Here is a 25135-nt window from a genome sequence, read left to right as displayed (position 1 = left end):
ACTAATTTTAAGCGTTTACACTTTTTGGATCTACTGATACACCTACAGATTGAGTTGTAGAAAGCGTGATGCTTTTTACATATGTTCCTTTAGCAGCTGTTGGTTTTAATTTAATTAAAGTTTGAATTAATTCATTCGCATTTTCTTTAATTTTATCAGCATCGAAAGATACTTTACCAACTGCAGCGTGGATGATTCCGTAACGGTCTACTTTGAAGTCGATTTTACCTGCTTTTACTTCAGAAACGGCTTTACCAACTTCTAAAGTTACAGTACCTGATTTTGGGTTAGGCATTAATCCACGAGGTCCTAAAACACGTCCTAATGGTCCTAATTTACCCATAACTGCTGGCATAGTAACGATAACGTCAACATCTGTCCAACCTTCTTTAATTTTTTGTAAGTATTCGTCTAATCCTACATAGTCTGCACCTGCTGCTTTAGCTTCTGCTTCTTTGTCTGGAGTAACTAATGCTAATACTTTTACATCTTTACCTGTTCCGTGTGGTAATGAAACTACACCACGAACCATTTGGTTAGCTTTCTTAGGGTCTACACCTAAACGAACTGCTATATCTACAGAAGCATCAAACTTAGCGTAGTTAACTTCCTTTACCAATGATGATGCTTCATCAATAGAGTAAAGTTTGTTTTTTTCTACTTTAGCTAATACCTCTTTTTGTCTTTTTGTTAACTTTGCCATTTCCTAAAATGTTTTAATTATTCTGGAGCTTGCCCACCTTTTACAGTTATACCCATAGAACGTGCAGTTCCAGCAACCATTTTCATAGCAGATTCAACAGTAAAACAGTTCATGTCCGCTAATTTGTCTTCAGCAATAGCTCTAACTTGATCCCAAGTAACAGTACCAACTTTTTGACGGTTAGGTACTCCTGATGCTTTTTTCAATTTCGCAGCTTCCATTAACTGAATAGCAGCTGGTGGAGTTTTAATTACGAAATCGAATGATTTGTCTTGATACACAGTAATAACAACTGGTAACACTGCACCTTGTTTTTCTTGTGTACGTCCATTAAATTGTTTACAAAACTCCATGATGTTAACACCTGCAGCACCTAAAGCTGGCCCTACTGGTGGCGAAGGATTTGCTTGTCCTCCTTTAACTTGAAGTTTTACAACTTTTTCAATTTTTTTTGCCATTTTTTTAATTCTTAAAATTAAGCGTTATGTGGAAGCAGCCTAAATTTCTACTTTTAATTTGTTGATGGATTGATTATGCAATCTTTTCAACTTGGTTAAAACTTAACTCTAGTGGTGTTTTACGTCCGAAGATTAAAACCATCACTTCAAGTTTACGTTTGTCTTCAATGATTTTCTCAACTGTTCCGTTGAAGCCATTGAATGGTCCATCGATTACTTTTACAGTTTCTCCTACGATGTAAGATATTCCTAAATTTGTATCGATGTTTTCTGCTAATTCGTCAACTTTACCTAACATTCGGTTAACTTCCGATTGTCTCATTGGTACAGGATCACCTCCTTTCGTTGCACTCAAAAAGCTAATTACACCTGATGTATTCTTTACCATGTGAGGAATCTCCCCTACAAGTTCAGCTTCTATCATGATGTAACCAGGAAAGTGTACTTTTTCCTTTTGATATTTTTTACCGTTACGGATTTGAATCACTTTTTCCATAGGAACAACAATTTGTCCTACATAATCATTCAAATTTTGGTACTGAATTTCTCTTTCAATATAATCCTTAACTTTTAGCTCTTGTCCAGCTACAGTCTTGATTACATACCATTTCTTTTCACTCATGATTCTAATTACTAAACGGGATATTTTACAAACTAAAAAGCGCCGTAGATAAAGTTAAGCACTTGTGTGAATAATGTATCTACCGCATATAAAAATATAGCTAACAAAACTGTAGCTATTGCAACAATAATTGTGTCTCTTTGTAGATCTGAGAATGATGGCCATGTAACATGATCTTTAAATTCTACAAAGGAATCTTTAAAATATTGTACGACTTTCATATCGTTTTCATTTAGCACGGGCACAAGGATTCGAACCCTGATCAACGGTTTTGGAGACCGCTATTCTACCATTGAACTATGCCCGTAGATAAAAAGAGTGGTAATCATGGAAGATTACCACATCTTCTATATTATATTTTGACTAATTAGTCTAAAATTTCAGTTACCTGACCAGCACCAACTGTACGTCCACCTTCACGGATTGCGAAACGTAAACCTTCGTTTAATGCGATTGGTTGTAATAATTCAACTGTAATAGTTAAGTTATCTCCTGGTAAAACCATCTCAACTCCTTCTGGTAAGTTGATTTCCCCTGTTACGTCAGTTGTACGTACGTAGAACTGTGGACGGTAACGGTTGTGGAATGGAGTGTGACGACCACCTTCTTCTTTAGTTAAGATATAAACCTCAGCTTTGAATTTTTTGTGTGGTTTAACAGATCCTTGTTTCGCGATAACCATACCACGACGGATGTCAGTTTTATCAACACCACGTAATAATAAACCTACGTTATCACCAGCTTCCCCTCTATCTAAGATTTTACGGAACATTTCAACACCTGTTACAGTAGAAGTTAATTTTTCTTCTCCCATACCAACGATGTCAACTGGATCCCCAGAGTTGATTACACCAGCCTCGATACGTCCTGTAGCAACAGTACCACGACCTGTAATAGAGAATACATCCTCTACTGGCATTAAGAATGGTTTATCTTGATCACGAACTGGTTGCTCGATCCACTCATCAACATTGTTCATTAAGTTCAATACAGTTTCAACCCATTGAGGCTCACCGTTTAATGCACCTAAAGCAGATCCTTGGATAACTGGAGTGTTATCTCCGTCATATTCGTAAGAAGATAATAAATCTCTTACTTCCATTTCTACTAACTCTAATAACTCAGCATCGTCAACCATATCAACTTTGTTTAAGAAAACAACGATACGAGGAACGTTTACTTGGCGACATAATAAGATGTGCTCACGAGTTTGAGGCATTGGACCATCAGTAGCAGCTACTACTAAGATACCACCATCCATTTGAGCAGCTCCTGTAACCATGTTTTTTACGTAATCCGCGTGACCTGGACAGTCAACGTGTGCGTAGTGACGGTTAGCAGTTTCATACTCTACGTGAGATGTATTAATTGTAATACCACGCTCTTTTTCTTCTGGAGCATTATCGATTTGATCGAAAGCTTTTGCTTCTGAATAACCAGCATCAGCTAATACTTTAGTAATCGCTGCAGTCAAAGTTGTTTTACCGTGGTCAACGTGACCAATAGTACCAATATTTAAGTGCGGCTTATTACGGTTGAAAGTTTCCTTTGCCATTTTACTTTTTATTAATTTCTATTGTTATACTTAAATTAAAAAAATAACTTTAAATTATTTTCAAGTGTAAAAATACACTTTTTGATTTATATAAAGATATTAATTTTTGACTCGCGTTAACCTTGGTTTAAATGAGTTTCAACAACTACTTAAAAGATTAACTATACTGGACGAACCAGAATTTGAGCGGGAAACGGGACTCGAACCCGCAACATTCAGCTTGGAAGGCTGACGCTCTACCAATTGAGCTATTCCCGCATTCACTTCTAAAAAGCTTTGCAAATTTAAAGATTAAATCCTAAACCACAAAAAATTTTAAAAATTAAGTTTGTGGGGAGAGCAGGATTCGAACCTGCGAAGGTTACCCAACGGATTTACAGTCCGTCCTCGTTGGCCGCTTGAGTATCTCCCCGCCTTACTTTTTTTTTGTTCTTCTAAAAACTTTGAGCCGATAGAGGGACTCGAACCCACGACCTGCTGATTACAAATCAGCTGCTCTAGCCAGCTGAGCTACATCGGCATTTTTGTTTTTAAAATCGTTATTTAAAAGAACAGTCCGTTAAATATGTTTGTTTAACGGACTGCAAATTTACGTTGTTTTTTGAATTAACCAAATTTTTAGGTTCTTTTTTTAGTCAATTCGTTATTTTTTATCTTTCGCTAATTTTTTCTTTTTTTCTGATAATTAATTTTTTTAATGTATCTACCGCCAAATCAATACATTCCTCAAAAGACTGCCCTGTTTTACTCACAACAATGTCATCTCCTGGTACTTCTAACTTAATATCAACTGTCTTATTATTTTTTTCTGCAGTATTCTCTAACTTAAAAGAAACATTCGCTGCAATGATTTTGTCTGACAAAGTTTCTAATTTTTCTAATTTTTTCTCTAAATACTCCTCTAAACCTGGTTTAGTATTGAAGTTTACTGCTTGAAAGTTAATTGTCATAATTACTCATTTTTGTTCTCACGCGGGTGAGCTTTGTTAAACACTTTTTTTAAATTTTCTATACTCCCATGTGTATAAATTTGAGTCGATGACAAACTTGAATGCCCTAAGATATCTTTTACCGCATTCAGATCTGCTCCGGAATCTAACATATGGGTCGCGAATGAATGCCTCAACATATGAGGACTTTTTTTATGTTTTACACTTATAAGACTAAGATAGTATTTTACTTTCGAATAAACAAGATTATCGTACAAAGGTTTTCCTTTTTCTGTTACAAAAACATTTGTACATTGTAAGGTAATTTCGTTATGTTTTCTGGTATTATAATTCACCAAATCCTCTAACAGAAAGGTCGAAATAGGAATTATGCGTTCTTTATTTCTTTTTCCAAGAACTTTTATAGAAAGTGTATTCGGATCGATATCATTTTCTTTTAAACCAATTAATTCGGCACGTCGAATTCCTGTTTGGTACATTACATCAATCATTAATCGATCACGTAAACCTTCGAACGTGTCTGGGAAAAACTCATCATTATTCAACAAATCATTCAGTTCTGCTTCTGTAAATGGCACCAAAACTTGTTTATTTTGTTTCAGTGAATGAATTTGTTCGATTGGATTAATGGTAAGATGATTTTCTTTGATCAGATATTTATAAAACGTCCGTAAAGCGCTTAATTTGCGATTAACCGTTTTCTCAGACTTTTCTAATTCTGATAAATGCATCACAAATGCACGAATATGATTTTTTGTTGCAAGTTGTATTTCCGACGAATTTTCTTCTTGTTGATAGAACTCAACAAAATCGTCCAAATCTCTTTTGTAGCTTGTGATTGTTAGCGTAGAATAGTTTTTCTCGAGCGCTAAATAATCTAAGAATAGTTGAATAAATTCCATAAAAAAACCTATTCATCAAAGTTACAACTTTAATAAATAGGTCAACAGAAATTAATTTCTTTATATCGTTTAAAACGGCAATTTATGCTTCCTCCTTTTCGATTAAGGCTTGTTTGTAGATTGCTCTACTCATCTTAATTCTATTTGTAACAGAAGGTTTTGTAAATTGTTGACGTGCTCTTAACTGACGTACAACACCTGTTTTATCAAATTTTCTTTTGTATTTTTTTAGAGCTCTTTCGATTGACTCTCCGTCTTTTACTGGTATAATCAACATAATTTTATCTATTTCTTTTTGAGATGGCAAATATACAACTCTTTAGTAATTAAACAAATCGTTTTGTATTAATCTTTCAAAATATTTCTTCCAATCACTAATTTTTGGATCTCCGTTGTCCCTTCACCAATTGTACAAAGCTTAGAATCGCGGTAGAATTTCTCTACTGGAAAATCTTTTGTATATCCGTATCCACCAAATATTTGAACCGCTTCATTCGAGATTTTAACACACGCTTCCGATGCATAATATTTTGCCATTGCACCTTCTGTCGTCATTGGTTTTTTATGATTTTTTAAATAAGATGCTTTACGAATTAATAATTCTGAAGCTTCGATTTCTGTAATCATTTCAGCCAATTTGAAGTTAATTGCTTGGAAATTTGCAATTGCAGTTCCAAACTGATGACGTTCTTGCGCATATTTCAACGCTGCTTTGTACGCTCCTTTCGCGATTCCTAAAGATAAAGCTGCAATCGAAATACGACCACCATCTAAAATCTTAAGCGCTTGCTTGAAACCATCACCTACGTTCCCTAAACGATTTGCATCCGAAACACGTACATTATCGAAGATTAACTCTGCCGTTTCCGAAGCGCGCATTCCTAATTTATTTTCTTTTTTACCAGAAGTAAAACCTGGCGTTCCTTTCTCGATCACAAAAGCCGTCGCGTTATTTTTTGCTCCTTTCTCTCCTGTTCTTGTCATCACAACCGCAACATCACCAGAAATTGCATGCGTAATAAAGTTTTTCGCTCCATTAATTACCCATTCGTCACCATCTTTTACAGCTGTTGTAGACATTCCTCCTGCATCAGAACCTGTATTATGCTCTGTTAATCCCCAAGCACCAATCCATTCTGCTGTTGCTAATTTTGGTAACCAACGTTGTTTTTGTTCTTCGTTACCGAATTCTAAAATATGATTTGTACAAAGTGAATTATGTGCTGCTACAGATAAACCGATAGAAGGATCAACTTGCGAAATTTCATCTACAATTGATACATATTCGTCATAAGACAAACCACTTCCACCATATTCTTCTGGAACAACGATTCCCATGAATCCCATTTTTCCAAGTTCTTTGAAAACTTCAACTGGAAAAGTTTGAGCTTCATCCCACTCCATTATATTCGGTTGAATGTATTGTTTTGCGAAATCTCTTGCCGATTGCGCGATTAATGATAAATTTTCATTTTCTAAGAAATCCATTTTTTTGAGTTTTTTTGTTTTTTTATGACTTTCCTCCAAAAGTAATAAATTTCTATTAAGTGAAAAGTTTTTCTTTTACGATTATTTTTATTCATTAAAAATAATTGACTATCAGCGTGTTTAAGTTAATACTATCCTGAAAAATAACAAATGTTTAAAGTCATTTTCGGAAATGATATTTGACATTTTAATTCGGATAAATTAATCTGAGTTTTGTTCTTAGAAATAAAATAAAACATTATGAAAAAAGGACTATTAATAGTAGGAGCAATTTTGGCATCGATAAATTCATTTGGACAAGAAGCTGGTGAATTGCATATGCGTGTAAGAGCAACTGGTGTAGTTCCTATGGAAGATGCTAAAATAGAAGCAATAGGTGGAAATGTCGCAGTGACGAATAACCTTATTCCAGAAATCGACTTTACATATTATATTACAAAAAATATCGCAGCCGAATTAATTTTAGGAACATCTAAACACGAAGTTGTTGCGGTAAATACTGCATTAGGTAATTTAGATTTGGGACGAGTAATGTTGTTGCCTCCAACTCTTAATGTGCAATATCATTTATATCCAACCAAAAACCTAAAACCTTATGTTGGTGCAGGAATTAATTATACAATTTTCTACGATCAAGGGCAAGGAAAAGGGAGAAATGCAGCTGTAACAAGTGTAGATTACAAAAACAATGTAGGTTTCGGATTTCAATTCGGATTTGATTACAAAATCAATGATAAATTGTATTGGAACGTAGATGTCAAAAAATTATACTTGAATACAGATGTTACAGTTGGTGCAGCTTTGGATCAACAAGTTTATGTACCAGCAGATGTTGATCTTAATCCTTGGTTAATCAGTACAGGTATTGGTTTCAAACTATTCTAACTCGACCTTTTATTATATATTATGATTTTTAAACGAAGGGAAAAATCAAAAAGAGAAGCAATTGCTTCTCTTTTTTTATTTAAATTGATTTATATCAAAATATTGCTCATAAATAGGTTTCAATTCAGTCAAATTTGCACAAGGAGTTTGTTCTAGTTTTCGAATTTCAATTCCCTTTTTATAATCACTTAGAATTTCTTCATAACTTTTAATGTAACCATAAGCCCCAATTCCTATTTTCTTAAAATTTAAATTTTCTTGCTTTATTACAGAAACTTTTTTGTTTGCGAGATAATTTTCATTTACATATAAAATATCGATTAAATCAATGCAATTACCTTCAAAACCTTCTGGAATTCTTCTTCCAAAAATATTATCATTCATCATAAAAGATATTCCGTAGAAAATTATATTATCCTCTTTAAAAATATCAATCACAACCGCTTTAATATTAGTATCCTCAAACAAAATAATATCTCCAAATTTGAATTTTAAATCAGAATCATCAATCTTACCATAATTTGTTTCACTTAAAGCATTATTCTCTGAAACTGATGGATTACAACAGAAAAATGAAAACAAAACAATGCAAATTCCAAAATATTTCATAAGATAAAATTTTACTCTTCCACTCTTTTATCTTCGATGTGATTTGTTCGAAAATATTCTCGAACCGAAACAAAAGTAGGCTCTATATGCACTAATACATCTTTTACTTGTGGCATTTTAGCTTGTACAGCATCTTTCAGATCATGACTAATTTTATGTCCTTCCACTACCGAAATCGTTCCATCGACTATTGCATGTAAATCCACATAATAATTCATTCCATTTTTACGTACATTACACTTTTCAGTCGCCATAACACCCGGAACATGCGAAGCGATTTCTCTAATTTGTTCAATTTCATTTTCGTACAATTGCTCATCCATAATTTCTCCCAACGCAGGTCGAAGGATTTTGTACGCATTGTATAAAATAAAACTTGAAGCAAAAAGCGCCGCAACATCATCTGCTGCCTCCCAACCTGGTCCCATTACCAACGAAATCGAAATTCCGATAAACGCCATTAATGATGTAATTGCATCCGAACGATGATGCCAAGCATCTGCTTTTAGAGAAGAACTATTTGTTTCTACACTTTTTCGCATTACATACTGAAACGATAACTCTTTGAATAAAATAATTCCTCCAAGAACTAACAATGTAAATGGTTTGGGTTGATGATGCGGTGTAATAATATTGGTAATACTTTCTTTTGCAATGATAATCGCAGAAACAATAAGGAAAGTAACCACTAAAAATGTGATTAACGCTTCTGCTTTTCCGTGTCCGTAAGGATGATTTTCATCTGCAGGTTTTGCAGAATATTTTAGTCCAAAGAAAACAAATATAGAAGAAAAAACATCTGCCGAAGACTCGATAGCATCTGCAATAAGTGCGTAAGAATTCCCAAAATAACCAGCCAAAAACTTAATTCCAGCCAAAGAAGCGTTTCCTACTATACTAAAAATCGAAGCTTTGATTGCTTTTTCCGAATTATCATTCATACCAAAAAAATAAGCCCTACAAATGTAAGGCTTATTCTAATTTTATATCTCGAAAATATTATTTTTCTAAGAATGGGTATTTATAATCTTTTGCAGGAACAAATGTTTCTTTGATTGTTTGAACAGAAGTCCAACGTAACAAGTTCATTGCAGAACCTGCTTTATCATTTGTACCAGAAGCACGTGCCCCACCAAATGGTTGTTGTCCTACAACTGCACCTGTTGGTTTGTCGTTGATGTAGAAGTTTCCACAAGCATTTTTCAATGCTTTAGCAGCTAATTCTACAGCAGCACGATCTTTCGCGAAGATTGATCCTGTTAATGCGTAAGCAGAAGTTTCGTCAACTAATTTTAAAGTTGCTTCGAATTCATTTTCATCATAAACATAAACTGATAATACAGGTCCGAAGATTTCTTCTACCATTGATTCATATTTAGGATTCGTTGCTTTGATAACTGTTGGTTGAACAAAATATCCAACTGAATCATCATAAGTACCACCAATTACAACTTCAGCTTCTGAAGATGCTTGTGCACGATCAATATATGCTTTAGATTTTTCGAAAGAGTTTTTATCAATAACAGCTGTCATGAAATTAGAGAAATCCTCTGGAGATCCTAATGTAACAGTTGCTAACATTTCTTTCATTTGTTTCTCAACTTCGTTCCATAAGTTAGATGGAATGTAAGCACGAGAAGCAGCAGAACATTTTTGTCCTTGGTATTCGAATGCTCCACGAACTAATCCTACAGCAACTTCTGTTGGACAAGCAGATTTATGAACCATTACGAAATCTTTTCCTCCTGTTTCTCCTACGATACGTGGATAAGTTCTGTAATTATTGATATTATCTCCAATTTGTTTCCATAAAGTATTGAAAACTTTTGTAGAACCTGTGAAGTGTAAACCTGCGAAATCTTTGTGTTCTAAAACTGTTTTTGCAGTTTCTGCTCCATCAGTTAAGATCATGTTGATTACACCATCTGGTAAACCAGCTTTTTTGAACACTTCCATTGTTACTTTAGCAGCTAAAGTTTGTTTATCAGAAGGTTTCCAAACAACAACATTCCCCATCAAAGCCATACAAGATGGTAAGTTACCAGCGATTGCAGTAAAATTGAATGGAGTAATTGCGAAAGTAAATCCTTCTAATGGACGATAATCTACACGATTCCAAATTCCTGGAGAAGAAATTGGTTGATCTGCATAAATTTCTGTCATGTATTGTACATTGAAACGTAAAAAGTCAATTAACTCACAAGCTGAATCAATTTCTGCTTGCATTGCATTTTTAGATTGACCAATCATTGTTGCAGCATTTATTTTTGCACGGTAAGGACCAGCAATCAAATCTGCAGCTTTCAAGAAAATTGCCGCTCTATCTTCCCAAGGCATTGCAACCCAAGCTTCTTTCGCTGCCAAAGCTGTATCAATAGCTTTTACAACATCTGCTTGCGTACCTTCGTGGAAATAACCAACAACTTTTTGGTGATCATGTGGAGGACGAATTTCTTTTTTATTTCCTGAAAAAATTTCTTCAGAACCGATGTATTGAGGAACTTCTGTTACCTCGTTAAACATTTTTTTGTATGCGTCTAATAATTGCGCACGCTCTGGCGTACCAGGAGCATATGATTTTACCTCTTCGTTAACAGCGTGAGGAATTTGAGCAAATGATTTTGACATTTTGATTATTTTGTTTGTTTATACTTTTCAAAGTTCAAATTTAAGAAAAATAAATGGAAATGTTTCAGTTCAGATAATTAAGTCTTTTATCACTTTAGACATAAAATTATCCATTATTCTTCCTTTTTATTTTCTTTTTTATCTTTTGTATGAAGAATTTGATTTTCGATATTTTCTAAATACTGAATCTGCATTTCCTGTATTTCTAATAATTTCTTATTCTGATGAACCAATAAATGATCTATTTTTTCACTTAATAATTTTATTTCCAATTCAGCTTTCAAGTTAATCTTATAATCATGTTCGGCTCTATCACGATCTTTATCTTCTTGACGATTTTGACTCATCATAATAATTGGTGCTTGTATTGCTGCTAAACAAGACAAAATCAAATTGAGTAAAATAAATGGATAGGGATCAAAACCTTTGTTGTGCAACATCCAAAAATTAAGAAACATCCAAGCCAATAAGAAAATAAAAAAAGAAATAATAAATGTCCAACTTCCACCAAAAGATGCTACTTTATCTGCGATTCTATCGCCTGTTGTCAATGGTTTTGTTGTATTTTCTTTTATATTTTCGGAAAGAATAGAATTATCACGAATCGCTTCCACTACATCTTGATCCAATTTTTCCATTTCACCTTTTTCTTGCGAAATCAAATTTGCAAAAAATTGACGACGATATTTGTTCAATACTTTTATAGAAACATAATCTTCTTCGGTAATTGCTGGATAATCTTGCTCAATCAATTTAAAAATCTCTTGCTGAATTTCTTTTCCTTTTACAGCTTCGTAGCGATTAATTGGTTTTTGAGTTACAAAACATTTCATAATAATCTATTTTAGTCAAAAATCAAATAACAAAAAACGCTCCTAAAATTAGAAGCGTTTTAATTATTAAAAGTTATTCGTGTAATAATCGAAATATTTACAATTTGATTTTATTTCTTGATAGGTTTTCGTGTCCGAATATTGTTTCAAATTTTTAAAATTAGAACGATAATTTGCCACTTTAAACGCTAAAATTTTATCTTCGTTATCATATTCATTTTCGTACAAACGTTTCAACACAGGATCTTTTGCATTATAAAATCTTCCTTGTTCATTTTTCGACAATGCAAACAAAATTTGCGCTTTCATTTCTTTGTCTTTTGTCGAATCAAATGCTTTTTTCAAATAATTTTCTGAAGGCGTAAAATTATCTACGTAATTTCCTCCCCAACCAAAACTTTTGTAAAAGAAGTTGCTTGTTGCTTCATATTGATCTCCATAATTATTAAATTTTGGTCCATTATCATTGTTTCGATCAAATGTCAACAAATAACGATAATAGCCCAAAGTCGTCGTATTATAAAAGAAATTTCCCAACAAATAATTTGCTTTCGCAGCTTCTTCGGTATTTTTCTTTGCTATTTTATTCAATTCAATCATCGCATTTGTCAATTCTAATTTTGACATTTTTGGTTTGATAAATTTGAATTCATTCAAATATGGTGTTGCGATCACTTGATTTTCGTCACAATTAAAACATTCAATCTTATTATAGCCAAAAATTTTATTCGGAATATTATGATAGCCATCAAACTGATTTTCTACCCAAGTTTTGCTTTCTTTTTCTGTTGTATAATCGTAATCATAAACAAAATAAGCACTTTCTGAGGTATGATATTTTTGATCTATTTTCTCAAATTCTTTCTTCGCCAAATCAAATTTCATTTCACCTAAATACAATGTTCCTTTGAAATCGGCTAAATAATCAGATAATTTGAATTGAATATTCGTCGATTTTTCTGTTCTCCAATCCCATGAACTCGATTTTACTTTTGCATTAATTAAATATTTCTCAAAAGCAGATTTATTCGATTTTTTATCCAATTTATCCAAATCATTGATAATTGCCCAATCTGGATTTGTACCTAATTGTGTAATTTCATTATGAATTAAAAATGCTTTTCCTTTGTCACCTTGCAGAAAATATCGATTTGCCAAAACATCTAAAATCACATTTTTCAAGTTCATTTTTTGATCATCTTCATCCGAATAATCATACACATCTTCTGGTAATTTTGGATATTCATAATTCAAAATCGACGCATATTTTTGCATCAATTGATTTTCAAAACTATCTGAAATTTTCTTTTGTTCGAAAATCTCTAATAAAATTTCAATCACTTTTTTCTGTTGTTGAAATTCTTTCGAAGTTGAATTTACTTTGGCTAAATACGTTTTTGTTTCTGCAAAATTTTTGTTCAATAAATTAAGATATGCCACCGATAAATTCCAATATTCTTTGTCATTAGCTTTTGTTGCTTGCGATTTTGCCAAAGAAATTAATTCATTAATCTGAATTTCATCTTTCGAATTTTCATCAGAACTTCCATAATAATCGTTATTCGCTTTTACAGGTAAATACAAATCCGTGTATTTTTTTCGCACTTGCGACGAATCCCAATAATAATCTTCAGGATTTTGTTGCAAATATTCGCGCTCAATTAAATTGATAGAACGTGCAAATAAAATTCTTGCTTGTGGCGCATTCACATCATTCGCAATAATTTTTTTCGCAGGCGCCAACGGATTCGAAAAATCATTGTAACCAATTAATAAATACAAATCATTTTTCTCTTGAATCGTTTTGGCATTGGCTAACATTTTCTCATAATTCAAATCTTCAGTCACGCGCATGGATTGATAAGCACTCATTTTTCGATCATTTGAATGAGAAAAAACTTCGAAAAAGTCATAATTCGCCTGAATATAGTTTCCAAGCGCACGCTCCGCTCCACCTTTTTGATCTAATGCATAATAGTACATCGAATTTTTGAGTCCTTGTGACGCCACATACATATTAAAATAATTGATGGCATCTTTATATTCGTGGAAATAATGCGCAAAACGCACCAATTGATAACCATAACGAATTTTTAATTCTTTGTCCGTTTCTGCATTCCAACTTTTCTTTAGAACCTCAAGAACTTTTTTATAATTTAGATTATTGACATTTTTTTCTGGACGATCGACATACGACCATTCACCATTATCGATGTAATAAAAAGCCATGTAAGGCTCTAAATACTTAGCATACGACAGATAAAGTAAACTTTGTTTATTCTTTTTTACCCAATCTGTTGTCGCAAAATTATAGTTCGAATTCGACGATTTTCCATTCTTCACCATCAAATCAATTTCTTGTTTCGATGCTTTAAAAACCAACTCAAATGCTTGCTGATAGCTAATTGCCAACGTTTTTTGCCAATCCAAAATATTTTCATTCTTTTGATTTACATCCATCGTATAATATGGATTATCCAACGTCATCAAAAATGGCTGATATTGAGGCGCTTCACTTAATGTTTGCGAAAAAAGATTGTAGTAATAATAATCTTCTCCACCTCCATCAGCACACGCAAATGCTTTGGTCAAACCAAAAGTTAAGCATAAAGTAAGTACTATTTTTTTCATAATTGTGTTGGTATTTTTTTCAAAAATTTTGAGTCTAAATGATAATAAATCAAGTGATAATTGTAAGATAATTTTGTATCGATAAATGACTTTGTTTCAACTAATAATTCGGGAAAAATCATTTCAACTTTTATTGTAAAACCTTTGCTCACATAAAAATTTCGAACAAAAAAATCATCTTCCACTTCATAAAAACCATTTCTAATTTTCTTTACAGGTTTTCCTATCAAATCTTGCTCCGAAAAGGAATTGATTAATTTTATTCTTCCTTGATGATTTGTCAAAATTGCCCACGAATAAATGGGCAAAGCAACATCTAATTTGATTGGATAATCGTTTAAATTCTTCAAGTAATCTTTCGCTATTTTCAAATCTAAAATCGAATTATTTTCAGATTGATCAGTTGGATTTTCGGTTGCATAACACATCAAAACCATTTTATCCAAAGGCGGAACACCTTCTTGTTCTTTAAATTTGACTTGATGCAAACGCAAAGTTGCCGAAAGTTTTTTGCCCGAAATATGTTTCAATTCTGACAAAAACATAAAATAATTTTCGCGTGTAGATTTTGTCCAATCACAATCTATCTGAATTTCATTGAAATTTTTCAGATTTCCTCTTTCAGCCGTTTCACTCAAAAAATTATAGACATCTTTTGCTAAAATTTTGACTTGATCTTTGGATGTATTCAGAAAAGTTTGATTGGTAATAAAAACCGTCGGAATATAATTGACATTGAGCTTTGTTGCATCAAAATTCTGAATAATTCCAACCGGAGAAATTTTATTCAACTTTTTATCCACATCAAAAAATCGAACGTAAACATTTTCCACTTTCAACGAATCAACCGCTTTTTTTTCTGTTTCGTTCACCGAATAATTACTTCGCCAATAATAAAAATCAATCGGCGATTTTTTGGTTTCGGAAGTACATCCAACCAAACTAATTATCGTAAATAGGATTAAAAATCTGAATAAAAATTTCATACTCAAATTTAACTCAAAATCTACAAAGCACAATCGATGAAAATAGTGAGATTTTATCAAATTAATTGTCGAAATTTATATTTCATAATATTCTTGAAAAATGAATGATAAAAATTTTCAGCGTGTAATTGAAATGTCTTTTGCGAGCGTTTATCCATATTATATCACGAAAGCAGAAAAGAAAAACCGAATAAAAAAGGAAGTTGACGAAATTATTTTTTGGTTGACGGGTTATACCGAAAAAGATTTGGAAGAAATTTTAACCAATAAAACCAACTTTCAAGATTTTTTTGAAAATGCGCCAAATTTTAATCCAAATGCGGCTAAAATAAAAGGTGTGATTTGTGGTTATCGTGTGGAAGAAATTGAAAATCCATTGATGCAAAAAATTCGATATTTAGATAAATTAATCGATGAATTAGCCAAAGGAAAAACGATGGAAAAGATTTTGAGAAGTTAGATTATTTCCACTTTTTGATATGCTCAATTGGTTGCTTTAACTGAAAACTTAACGATTTTATTTTTGCTTTGATCAACTTTTTTCGCCCATAATAACTTCTTGTATAATGCAATTCTGCATCGCCTACAAGTTGAAACCATTGTTGATGAAAATATTCAGCCTTTTTCTTGTGTTGACCAATAATTTCGGGAACCGAATGATAATCTCTTTGTTTGAAAAGCTTCATCAACACACTTTTTCGTTCGATAAAATAACGTGGATTATCAATTGGATTTAAAATATTTTCGAGCGAATCTAAAAAAATCGCCTTATCATAAGTTGTTGCCGACAATAAACTGCACGATATATTTCCAGATTTATCAACAGTTGTCAAAATATTTGATTCGCGCAATTCATCAGACAATAAATTAAAATGTTGCAAAGTATTGAATAACGCAACAGCTATTTTCTGAAAATCTTTGGTGATATCTCTATATTGAATATAAAGTTTGATGTTTTTGTAAAAATTAACTCCGAAATACACAATTCCGACCGTTGAGAGAAAAATTATGGTTGAAAGAAAACTTCTTTTCGACATCGAAAATAAAAGTGTTCGGATACTTTCTTCGAAAAAGAAAACGATAAAAGAGATGAATGAAAGAAGCAAACTTGTTGTTAAACTTTTTATCGACTTCGAATAATACAAATGTTTTGAGAAATCATATTCTTTTTCTCCGTCATAAAAATACTTTAATTCATTATCAATCTTTGTTCCTTCGGCAATAGAATTTGTCCAAGAATCTCTAATTTGAATATCATTTTTGCTCCATTCTATCGTCTGCTGATTGTAATTTTCAATTGATTCCACAGTGAATTGTTCAGGAAGATTTAGACGAGAAATACCATTCGAAATCGTGTTTTCCTTTTGCGAAATTCCAACAAAAGCTTCAAATCGTTGTTTCATTTTATCCAAATCTCCACCGCCATTTTGCGCAAACAAATCCAACGTAACCAAATGCCAAACGTTACTCACTTTATTTGGATCATCAGAATTTACACGGATTGCACGCCCACGCATCTGATTTGACGTTACAAAAGAACCTACATTACTCGCTAAAATCAAACTATTGATACTTGGTGCATCCCAACCTTCGCCCAAATAAGCGCGAGTTCCGACAATTATTTTGATAAAACCTTCATTGAATAATTTTGTTAAAACAGCCAACAAATTTCCTCTTGAATTATCTTCTGCAACAACTTCGAAAAAATTATCATCGAACATCACCGATTTGAACTGAATCGCTTCTGCTCTATCTTTGAACTGATAAATCATTTTTGGAAGAATGGTTTTCGAAACGATTACCATCGAACCTGTAATAATCGCAAGATGTGGAATTATTTCTGAATTTAGATTTCGAAGTTTTTCGAAAATTGGAAAAACGCCCAACTTTATTTTACTTGGTTCATTCTGTAAATTATCCGAATAAAATTCTTTTCGAATATAATCCGTCAAAATCACCATGTGCAAATTATCGCCCAAATGTTGATATTCTGAATTTACAATCTCAGCAATGCTATCAATCTTTTTTACACTATTTATAAGCGAATTTTTAACTTTTTGATTATAATGTAACGTAACCTTTTTCTGATCGATTGCTCCGATTCGTTTTAAATTCGTTAAAAATGGTTTCAAGAATTTCTCGTGTCTTAAATAAAATTCTTCATCTTTAAACAACAAATAATTGAACATACATTCTGCCCAATAATAATTGAAAGGCGGAAAATCGATCGTTTCATTTTCCAATAAATCCAAATGCTGAAAATCCAATGGCGTATCAAACGATTTCAGATAAATCACAAAAGACGCATACGCATCAAAATCTGCATAAATTTCGTCGAAACAACTTGCGGGCGTTTTGATAAAATCTAACGTCAAAACAAAATCATACAAAGCTGTATTTTCTTTGATTTCTTGGAAAAAAGATTCTACTTCTTCAAGGTTTTTAGAAATAATTTCACTCTCGAAATTTGTGGGAAATGAGCACAACAATAAATCTTGATGTGGACATAAATCTTTTTGTTTGACCAATTCTGGAACAGATATTTCGCAATCAATCGGACCACAAAAAGTAAGATAACGATTCCATTCTTCTTTGGCAACATCAAAAGGCGGAGTCGCAGTTAGCGCAACAACCTTTGGCGATAATTCATTTTTGATTTTATTGAGACTTTTCCACCATTCATTTTTTAGATGATGCGCTTCGTCTACAATCAAAGTTTTGACATTATTTTCTTTTAATAATTGAATCAAAGATTGTTCGTCTTTCATCATCGAAGCATGCAATCCCTGATAAGTAGAAATGGTAAGAAATTTTGGTTGATGAATATCCATCGAAATCCAATCAACTTCCTTATTATCAAGAAAAAGCTCAATAAATCGATCTTTCCATTGATTACGAATCGCTAAAGTTGGCGCTAAAATAAGCGTAGGCTCATTAATTCGAAGCATTACTTCCAATCCCAAAACCGTTTTTCCAGAGCCAGGAGGTGCTACAACATTAAGATGCGCATCTTCTAAATGAAATTCTAATTCATCTAAAACACGCTGTTGATAATCGCGCCAAGAATACTTAAATTTTATAGGTTGAGTGTTGAAAGTCATGATTGATAAAAAACTGAATTATTTATCTCCTCGAATTTCCAGTTCCATATCCCATCAATACATCGTATCGTTGTCCCCAAGGGCGATAGTAAAACAACGCTTGATATTGATTTTCAGTTTGCCAAAAACTTCCGCTCACATAACTTGGATCAATTTTTCCTGTTTTAGTATTTTTTACGACATATTGATAATTGTAATAACCTTGTTTCAAGAATAATTCGGTTACCCAAAATCCTGCATCGTCTTTTTCTAATTTTGAGTTTTCGTCAATTTCCCAATTATTAAAAGCTCCCACAACATACGGAACGTACAATCCATTTTGATCTTCGAAAGCGTCTAAGGCAAAATAAACCCACGAATAATCTGCTTCAGAATTTGCTGCATATTCGTTTCCATAACGATTATTTCGGATATAAAAATTTCCATTAATGTCTGGATAATCATCATAAGGTAAATTATATTTCGGAATATCTGCACGCAAAACAGTGTGGTAAACACTATCTTTTCTGAATGTTTTTTCTGTTGTTAAACTCGGAACTTCTAGATTTTTATTATCAAACCAATTATATTCTGCACCACCGTCAAACAAAATATTGGTATCATTATATGTTAATTGATTTGGACGAGAAAAAGATGGTCGATTAACAAAATAACCTTCATTCCAATTGTTATTTTTCATCAAAAATAATTTTGCTCCATCTGGAACTTCAGTCAAATTTTGTGTTCCGCTCGAAACTTGAACTTGTAAACGTTGATTTAACTCTTTTACCGTTGGATTATTGTAACGAGAAACCATCACACCAACATCTGCAATTGGCTGATAAACTGCAAAACGTTTCGTGAAAATTGGATTCGAATCATTTTCTAAATACACTTTCAACACATAATTTCCAGGCAATTTTACATTCATTTGCTCATTCGGAAATTGAATTTGATAATTGGTATATTTTTGATACGTATTGAATGAATTCTTATACGTGCGCGCATAATCAGCATTAACACCATTTAGAAATTCGGTCTGAAAAATATTCGATTCAGACCAATCTGCATTTCTATGTTCAATAGAATATTGATAACGCTTGTAACCTGCACTGATATCATCAAAAAGAAAAATCAATCTTTCGCTAGAACCTAACTTAATAATAGGCGTATTATCGTTTGTTTGTGGATTAAAAACTTGAACCGTCTTAATATTTTTTGGAGGAATTATATCCTGAAATTGTCCAAAAAGAACAGAAGTTAACAGACAAAGTATGATTGAATAAAATTTCATTTACATTATAATTTTGATTGTTAAAAATACAAAAAAAGCGCATGCCTTTTTTGAAAAAGACATACGCTTATATAACTCTAAAATTTATTTTTTAGTACAAAGCAGGAAACTCATTTGGTTTTGCTTCGCGCATCAATTCATAAACTTGTTCTGTAATATCATCAACAGAAGGTTTTGAGAAATAATCTCCATCAGTTGCATACGCAGGACGGTGAGCTTTCGCTGTAATCGTTAATGGTGCGCTATCTAATGTAAAATATCCACCTTGTTTCTCGATAATTTCTTGTAATAAGAATGCACTTGCTCCGCCCGGAACATCTTCGTCAACAATCACTAAACGATTCGTTTTGTTCAAACTTTTCGCTACATCAGCATTAATATCGAAAGGCAATAAAGATTGTGCATCAATTACTTCAACAGAAATACCTAATTGCTCCAATTCTTTCGCTGCATCCATCACAATTCTCCAAGTAGAACCATATGTTAACAACGTTACATCTTTTCCTTCTTTTGTAATTTCTACTTCACCAATTGGCGTTGTAAATTCACCGATATTAGTTGGTGCAGGCTCTTTTAGACGATAACCGTTCAAACTTTCTACTACAATTGCAGGTTCATCTGCTTGCATCAATGTATTGTAAAAACCTGCGGCTTTTGTTAAATCACGCGGAACCAAAACATTCACGCCACGAACCAAATTCAAAATTCCTCCCATTGGCGAACCTGAATGCCAAACACCTTCTAAACGGTGACCGCGCGTTCTGATAATCACAGGCGCTTTCTGACCTCCATTCGAACGATAAAGTACAGTTGCCAAATCATCAGAAATTCCTTGTAAACAATAAAGGATATAATCTAAATATTGAATCTCTGCAATTGGACGTAAACCACGCATCGCCAAACCAATTCCTTGACCAAGAATTGTTGCTTCGCGAATACCTGTATCCGAAATACGATCGATTCCATATTTTGCTTGAAGACCTTCTAAACCTTGGTTTACATCACCAATATTTCCCGCATCTTCACCAAAAACTAATGCCTTTGGATATTTTTCGAAAATTTTATCAAAGTTATCACGAACAATTACACGACCATCTTCTAGCGCTGGATTTTCTCCAAACTCAGGTTTTACTTGTGGAACTTGCGTTGCAGTACCAGAAACTAATTTAGTCGAATAAATTTCTTCTTCGCGTTTCATTTTAACATCTAACCAAGAAATTAATTCAGTTTTTGAAGTTAAATTTTCTGAACGAGTTAAACGAATAACTTTACGAACAGCTCCATAAACATCACGTTTGAAAGGGCTTTTCTTTGATTTTAGATTACTAATTTCAATATTGATAAAAGCTCCGTTTGCACTTTCTGAAGCAACTTTCGTTAATAATTCTAAAGCTTCATTTTTCAAATCTAAAATAGGATTCAAATAATCGTCCCAACATTGTTTTTGAGAAGCTTTTACTTCAGCTTTAACATCAGCTTCTAACTGATCCAACTCTTCCGCAGAAATAATTGCTTCCGAATGATCTGCAAATGCTAAAATATATTCACGGAATTTTGTGATTCCATCAAATTCTTTTTCCCACGTCAAACGCTCCTCTGATTTATAACGTTCGTGCGAACCAGAAGTCGAGTGTCCTTGCGGCTGCGTACATTCTTGCACGTGTACAATACACGGAATATGATGCTCGCGCGCAAATCTTTCTGCACGTGTATACGCTTCGATCAAAGCAGGATAATCCCACGCTTTTACAGTAATAATTTCGTAACCTCTTTCTTCTTCCGTTCTTCCGAAACCTGATAATAATTCAGAAAGATTCGATTTTGTACGTTGAAATTTAGCTGGTACAGAAATTCCGTAACCATCGTCCCAAATAGAAACAACCATTGGCACTTGCAAAACTCCACCAGCATTTATCGTTTCCCAAAAATGTCCTTCAGAAGTACTTGCATCTCCAATTGTTCCGAAAGCAATTTCATTTCCGTTTACAGAAAATTGTTGATCTTCGTCTGATTGAGGAACATTTCTAAAATATTTTGAAGCTTGTGCTAAACCTAACAAACGTGGCATTTGACCAGCTGTTGGCGAAATATCAGCACTCGAATTTTTTTGTTCTGTTAATTTTTTCCAAGAACCGTCTTCATTTAAAGAACGTGTTCCGAAGTGAGATGTCATTTGACGACCTCCAGATGAAGGTTCTTTCTCTAAATCTGTTAAAGCATATAATTGTGCAAAAAATTGTTCAACTGTTAATTGACCAATTGCGAACATAAATGTTTGATCGCGGTAGTATCCGGAACGAAAATCTCCATTTTTGAATACTTTTGCCATTGCAATTTGTGGTAATTCTTTTCCATCACCAAAAATTCCAAATTTTGCTTTCCCAGTAAGTACTTCTCTTCTCCCTAAAAGACTTACTTCGCGAGACATAAAAGCCGTCTTGTAATCATTAATGATTTGACTTTTAAACTCTTCGAAAGTAATTTTATTTACCTCTTTTGTTTCCATTTCTTTTGTTTGTTGCATCACAAATTTAACAAAAGATTTGTAACTTACACCATACAATTTGCGTCTAACGAATAGATTATAGAATTGTATCATCCAATTAATAACTATAAAAATAAATACATGAAAAAAACTTTACTGAGTATATGTCTGGTTTTTGCCTTTGCAAATTCGCCTTACTTAATGGCTCAAACTAAATCTGGAAGCGCAACTTTTGTGACGCAAGTAGAAGGAATTAAGGAGTACAAACTACCAAATGGATTACAAGTTTTATTGGTTCCTGATCAATCGCAAAGTAATGTTGTCGTAAATATTGTTTACAATGTTGGTTCTAAACACGAAGGTTATGGCGAAAAAGGAATGGCACATTTGTTAGAACATATGTTGTTTAAATCAACTAAGAATTTAGGTGATATCAAGAAAATGTTATCTGACAAAGGTGGACGCGCAAATGGAACGACATATTATGATCGTACAAATTATTACGAAGTTTTCCCTTCAAGCGACGAAAATTTACGTTGGAGTTTGGAAATGGAAGCTGATCGAATGATTAACGCAACCATTAAACAAGAAGATTTGGACAAAGAATTTTCGGTTGTGCGTAATGAATTTGAAATTGGTGAAAATGATCCGTCAGGTGTTTTAATGGAACGCGTTATTTCGGCTGGATATTTATGGCACAATTACGGAAAATCTACCATTGGATCTAAAGAAGATATTGAGCGTGTAAAATCTCCTCAATTACGCAAATTCTACGAAAAATATTATCAACCAGATAATGCAACTTTAATTATTGCTGGAAAATTTGACGAGAAAAAAACGATGGAATATGTGAATCAATATTTTGCTTCAATTTCAAAACCAACGCGTGTTTTAGACGAAATTTTAACAGTTGAACCAGCGCAAGATGGTGAAAAATTTGTTGAAGTAAAACGTGCAGGAGATTCGCAATCGGTTGGTGTAATGTATCACGTTGCAGCATATAGCGATAAAGATTATGCGGCAATTGATGTTTTAAATAATATTTTAACTTCAGATCCTTCTGGATATTTGTACAAATCTTTGGTTGATACACACAAAATTGCATCAATTTGGGCGTATAGTCCAGAAGTTCGTGATGCTAGTTTCTTCTATATTGGAACTGAAATTCCAAAAGAGAAAAATATCGAGCAAACGAAAAATGATATTCGTGCTGAATTAGACAAAGTTGCTACAATTAATTATACTGATCAAGATGTGCAACGTGCGAAAGCAAGTATTGTGAAAAACATCGAAAATCAAAAAAATAATACGATTAATTATGCCATTGGTTTAACAGAAATTGTTGGTGCTGGTGATTATCGTTTAGGTTTCTTGTACCGCGATAATATCGAGAAAGTAACCAAAGAAGATGTAAAACGTGTTGCTGAAAAATATTTTAGAGCGAATAATAGAACAGTTGGAACTTTTATTCCTACGAAAGATGAAATTCGTGTAAAACCGACTGAATTAACGAATAAACAAATCTCAGAATTAGTTTCGAATTACAAAGGTCGCGCAGTTGAGAAAGAAGCAAAACCATTTGAAGCTTCGATCAAAAATTTGAAAGCTCATTATGCAGAAGGAAAATTGAACAATGGTCTGAAATACGGAATCATCGATAAAGAAATTAAAGGTGAAAAAGTAATTCTTTCATTTAATTTACCTGTTTCAAATGAAAAAGATTTGGCAAATAAAGGAATGATAGGTCAATTAACGGCTGAATTGTTAATGTCTGGAACGAAGAATCTAACAAAAGAACAAATCAAAGATCAATTAGATGCTTTAAAATCTTCAGTTGGATTTAGATTTGGAGGACAAAATTTATCTGTTACAATCAACACGTACAAAAATTCATTAGACAAAACTATGGATATTGTGCGTCAAATCATTACAGAACCTACTTTCCCAGATGCTGAATTAGCGAAATCTGTGAACGAATATGTAACATATTTAGATGCAAATACAAACGATCCACAAGCATTAGCCTTCAACGAAATTAGTCGTTTAACATCTAATTATCCTAAATCTTCTATTTTCTACACAGCTTCTTTTGCTGAAACGAAAGATGATTTGAAGAAAATCAAACAAGCTGATTTAGTTGATTTTTATAAAAATATTTTAGGTGCGCAAAATGGCGTTGTTTCTATTGTTGGAACAAATGACAAAGCTAAAGTTGAAAAATTATTGAATGATACTTTTGGTAAATGGAACAGCAAATCGAAGTACGAAAAAGCGTATCCGACTTTTACAGCAACGAAAAAAGAGGATAAACTTTACAACATTCCAGACAAAGAAAATGCTGCTGCAGTTGGATCAATTAACTTCAAAATGAATCGTGAAAGTGCTGATTATGCTGCAATGATAATGGCAAATGAAATGATTGGAAGTGGAGGATTTTTATCTGCTCGTATCCCTATGCGATTAAGAGAAAAAGAAGGAATCAGCTACGGTGCAGGTTCATTTGTTTCGATTCCAAGCGATCCTAAAAACGATGTTTCTTCTTGGGGATATTATGCATTCTTGAATCCTACAAAACGTGAAGCGGTAGAAAAAGCATTGAAAGAAGAAGTTGCAAAAGCATTGAAAGATGGTTTCACAGCGGACGAATTGAAAACAAATATTGTAAGTTGGAAAAACGGTCGTACGACTTCTTTGGGAACTGACGGAACTTTATTAGGTTTATCGAATGGTTATTTATTGAATGGAATTACGTTTGATGAATTTGATAATTTAGAGAAAAAAGTAGATGCATTGAATGTAAACCAAGTGAACGAAGTGTTCAAAAAGTACATTTCTTTAGATAAATTGACTTCTGTTTACACAGGAACTTTTGATAAAAAGTAAATACAATTCATCAAAATAGAAAGAAAGCTTCAGATTATTCTGGAGCTTTTTTTATGATTTATTTAGAATAAAATTCTGCATAATTATTCATTTTCGGTCTAAAATGTGAAAAAATTTGTTAAAAAAACCTTGTTTTAACATCA

General features: G+C 32.9%; 21 protein-coding genes and 4 tRNA genes. 3 read left to right on the top strand and 22 right to left on the bottom strand.

Annotated elements, in window-relative coordinates; translation table 11 throughout:
- Positions 1-7: 7 nt before the first annotated feature.
- The 13 genes from rplA to N5D90_RS05225 form a co-directional block, all read right to left on the bottom strand.
- Positions 8-703 (bottom strand): 50S ribosomal protein L1, encoded by a 696-nt coding sequence (gene rplA, locus N5D90_RS05285; RefSeq protein ID WP_038331070.1) that lies wholly within the window; start codon positions 701-703, stop codon positions 8-10.
- A 17-nt stretch (positions 704-720) separates the two neighbouring features.
- Positions 721-1161 carry a 50S ribosomal protein L11 gene (rplK, locus tag N5D90_RS05280; RefSeq protein WP_038331069.1) on the bottom strand — a complete coding sequence of 147 codons (441 nt, stop codon included), beginning with the start codon at positions 1159-1161 and terminating at the stop codon, positions 721-723.
- Positions 1162-1234: 73 nt separating this feature from the next.
- Positions 1235-1783: a transcription termination/antitermination protein NusG gene (gene nusG / locus N5D90_RS05275; protein WP_038331068.1), complete on the bottom strand. Its 549-nt coding sequence runs from the start codon at positions 1781-1783 to the stop codon at positions 1235-1237.
- Positions 1784-1815: 32 nt separating this feature from the next.
- Positions 1816-2004: a preprotein translocase subunit SecE gene (secE, locus tag N5D90_RS05270; RefSeq protein WP_038331172.1), complete on the bottom strand. Its 189-nt coding sequence runs from the start codon at positions 2002-2004 to the stop codon at positions 1816-1818.
- Between the two features lie 15 nt (positions 2005-2019).
- Positions 2020-2090 (bottom strand) — tRNA-Trp (locus N5D90_RS05265).
- Between the two features lie 60 nt (positions 2091-2150).
- The gene (gene tuf / locus N5D90_RS05260; RefSeq protein ID WP_038331067.1) at positions 2151-3338 is read right to left on the bottom strand and encodes an elongation factor Tu; all 1188 of its coding nucleotides are present in this window, start codon (positions 3336-3338) and stop codon (positions 2151-2153) included.
- Positions 3339-3523: 185 nt separating this feature from the next.
- Positions 3524-3596 (bottom strand) — tRNA-Gly (locus N5D90_RS05255).
- 73 nt (positions 3597-3669) lie between these two features.
- Positions 3670-3750 (bottom strand) — tRNA-Tyr (locus N5D90_RS05250).
- 34 nt (positions 3751-3784) lie between these two features.
- Positions 3785-3858: transfer RNA gene (locus N5D90_RS05245), tRNA-Thr, on the bottom strand.
- Positions 3859-3988: 130 nt separating this feature from the next.
- Positions 3989-4288, bottom strand: coding sequence for a ribosome hibernation-promoting factor, HPF/YfiA family (gene hpf / locus N5D90_RS05240; RefSeq protein WP_038331066.1), 300 nt, complete (start codon positions 4286-4288; stop codon positions 3989-3991).
- Positions 4289-4290: 2 nt separating this feature from the next.
- The gene (locus N5D90_RS05235) at positions 4291-5190 is read right to left on the bottom strand and encodes a tyrosine-type recombinase/integrase (protein WP_280061804.1); all 900 of its coding nucleotides are present in this window, start codon (positions 5188-5190) and stop codon (positions 4291-4293) included.
- 82 nt (positions 5191-5272) lie between these two features.
- Positions 5273-5467 (bottom strand): 30S ribosomal protein S21, encoded by a 195-nt coding sequence (gene rpsU, locus N5D90_RS05230; RefSeq protein WP_038331168.1) that lies wholly within the window; start codon positions 5465-5467, stop codon positions 5273-5275.
- 68 nt (positions 5468-5535) lie between these two features.
- Positions 5536-6678: an acyl-CoA dehydrogenase family protein gene (locus tag N5D90_RS05225; RefSeq protein WP_038331167.1), complete on the bottom strand. Its 1143-nt coding sequence runs from the start codon at positions 6676-6678 to the stop codon at positions 5536-5538.
- A gap of 240 nt (positions 6679-6918) precedes the next feature.
- Between N5D90_RS05225 and N5D90_RS05220 the strand changes: the two genes are divergently transcribed.
- On the top strand, positions 6919-7563 hold the full coding sequence (locus tag N5D90_RS05220; protein WP_280061803.1) for an OmpW family protein: 645 nt from the start codon (positions 6919-6921) through the stop codon (positions 7561-7563).
- Between the two features lie 75 nt (positions 7564-7638).
- Here N5D90_RS05220 and N5D90_RS05215 read toward each other — a convergent pair whose 3' ends face one another.
- The 6 genes from N5D90_RS05215 to N5D90_RS05190 form a co-directional block, all read right to left on the bottom strand.
- Positions 7639-8172 carry a hypothetical protein gene (locus N5D90_RS05215; RefSeq protein WP_280061802.1) on the bottom strand — a complete coding sequence of 178 codons (534 nt, stop codon included), beginning with the start codon at positions 8170-8172 and terminating at the stop codon, positions 7639-7641.
- Between the two features lie 11 nt (positions 8173-8183).
- Complete coding sequence (locus N5D90_RS05210; protein ID WP_114998851.1) at positions 8184-9113, bottom strand: cation diffusion facilitator family transporter; 930 nt, start codon at positions 9111-9113, stop codon at positions 8184-8186.
- 58 nt (positions 9114-9171) lie between these two features.
- Positions 9172-10800: an L-glutamate gamma-semialdehyde dehydrogenase gene (gene pruA, locus N5D90_RS05205; protein ID WP_221853982.1), complete on the bottom strand. Its 1629-nt coding sequence runs from the start codon at positions 10798-10800 to the stop codon at positions 9172-9174.
- 113 nt (positions 10801-10913) lie between these two features.
- Complete coding sequence (locus N5D90_RS05200) at positions 10914-11633, bottom strand: DUF1003 domain-containing protein (RefSeq protein WP_280061801.1); 720 nt, start codon at positions 11631-11633, stop codon at positions 10914-10916.
- A gap of 66 nt (positions 11634-11699) precedes the next feature.
- On the bottom strand, positions 11700-14264 hold the full coding sequence (locus N5D90_RS05195; protein WP_280061800.1) for a hypothetical protein: 2565 nt from the start codon (positions 14262-14264) through the stop codon (positions 11700-11702).
- Positions 14261-15250, bottom strand: coding sequence for a hypothetical protein (locus N5D90_RS05190; protein ID WP_280061799.1), 990 nt, complete (start codon positions 15248-15250; stop codon positions 14261-14263). The genes N5D90_RS05195 and N5D90_RS05190 overlap by 4 nt, the downstream gene beginning before the upstream one ends.
- Before the next feature lie 100 nt (positions 15251-15350).
- On the opposite strand from N5D90_RS05190, the gene N5D90_RS05185 reads away from it, so the two are divergent.
- The gene (locus tag N5D90_RS05185) at positions 15351-15710 is read left to right on the top strand and encodes a DUF2200 domain-containing protein (RefSeq protein ID WP_280061798.1); all 360 of its coding nucleotides are present in this window, start codon (positions 15351-15353) and stop codon (positions 15708-15710) included.
- Position 15711: 1 nt separating this feature from the next.
- On the opposite strand, the gene N5D90_RS05180 is transcribed toward N5D90_RS05185, so the two are convergent.
- From N5D90_RS05180 to N5D90_RS05170, 3 genes are all read right to left on the bottom strand, one after another.
- Positions 15712-18351 carry a DEAD/DEAH box helicase family protein gene (locus tag N5D90_RS05180; RefSeq protein ID WP_280061797.1) on the bottom strand — a complete coding sequence of 880 codons (2640 nt, stop codon included), beginning with the start codon at positions 18349-18351 and terminating at the stop codon, positions 15712-15714.
- A 22-nt stretch (positions 18352-18373) separates the two neighbouring features.
- Positions 18374-19624 (bottom strand): type IX secretion system plug protein domain-containing protein, encoded by a 1251-nt coding sequence (locus N5D90_RS05175; protein ID WP_280061796.1) that lies wholly within the window; start codon positions 19622-19624, stop codon positions 18374-18376.
- Between the two features lie 91 nt (positions 19625-19715).
- The gene (locus tag N5D90_RS05170; protein WP_244958001.1) at positions 19716-22130 is read right to left on the bottom strand and encodes a thiamine pyrophosphate-dependent enzyme; all 2415 of its coding nucleotides are present in this window, start codon (positions 22128-22130) and stop codon (positions 19716-19718) included.
- Between the two features lie 120 nt (positions 22131-22250).
- Between N5D90_RS05170 and N5D90_RS05165 the strand changes: the two genes are divergently transcribed.
- Complete coding sequence (locus N5D90_RS05165; protein ID WP_280061795.1) at positions 22251-24992, top strand: pitrilysin family protein; 2742 nt, start codon at positions 22251-22253, stop codon at positions 24990-24992.
- Positions 24993-25135: the final 143 nt, after the last annotated feature.

It is taken from the genome of Empedobacter sp. GD03797, from assembly GCF_029842105.1.
GTDB lineage: Bacteria > Bacteroidota > Bacteroidia > Flavobacteriales > Weeksellaceae > Empedobacter > Empedobacter falsenii_C.
The sequence above is the reverse complement of the archived record's forward strand: the minus strand, read 5'-3'. Positions and strand labels throughout refer to the sequence as shown.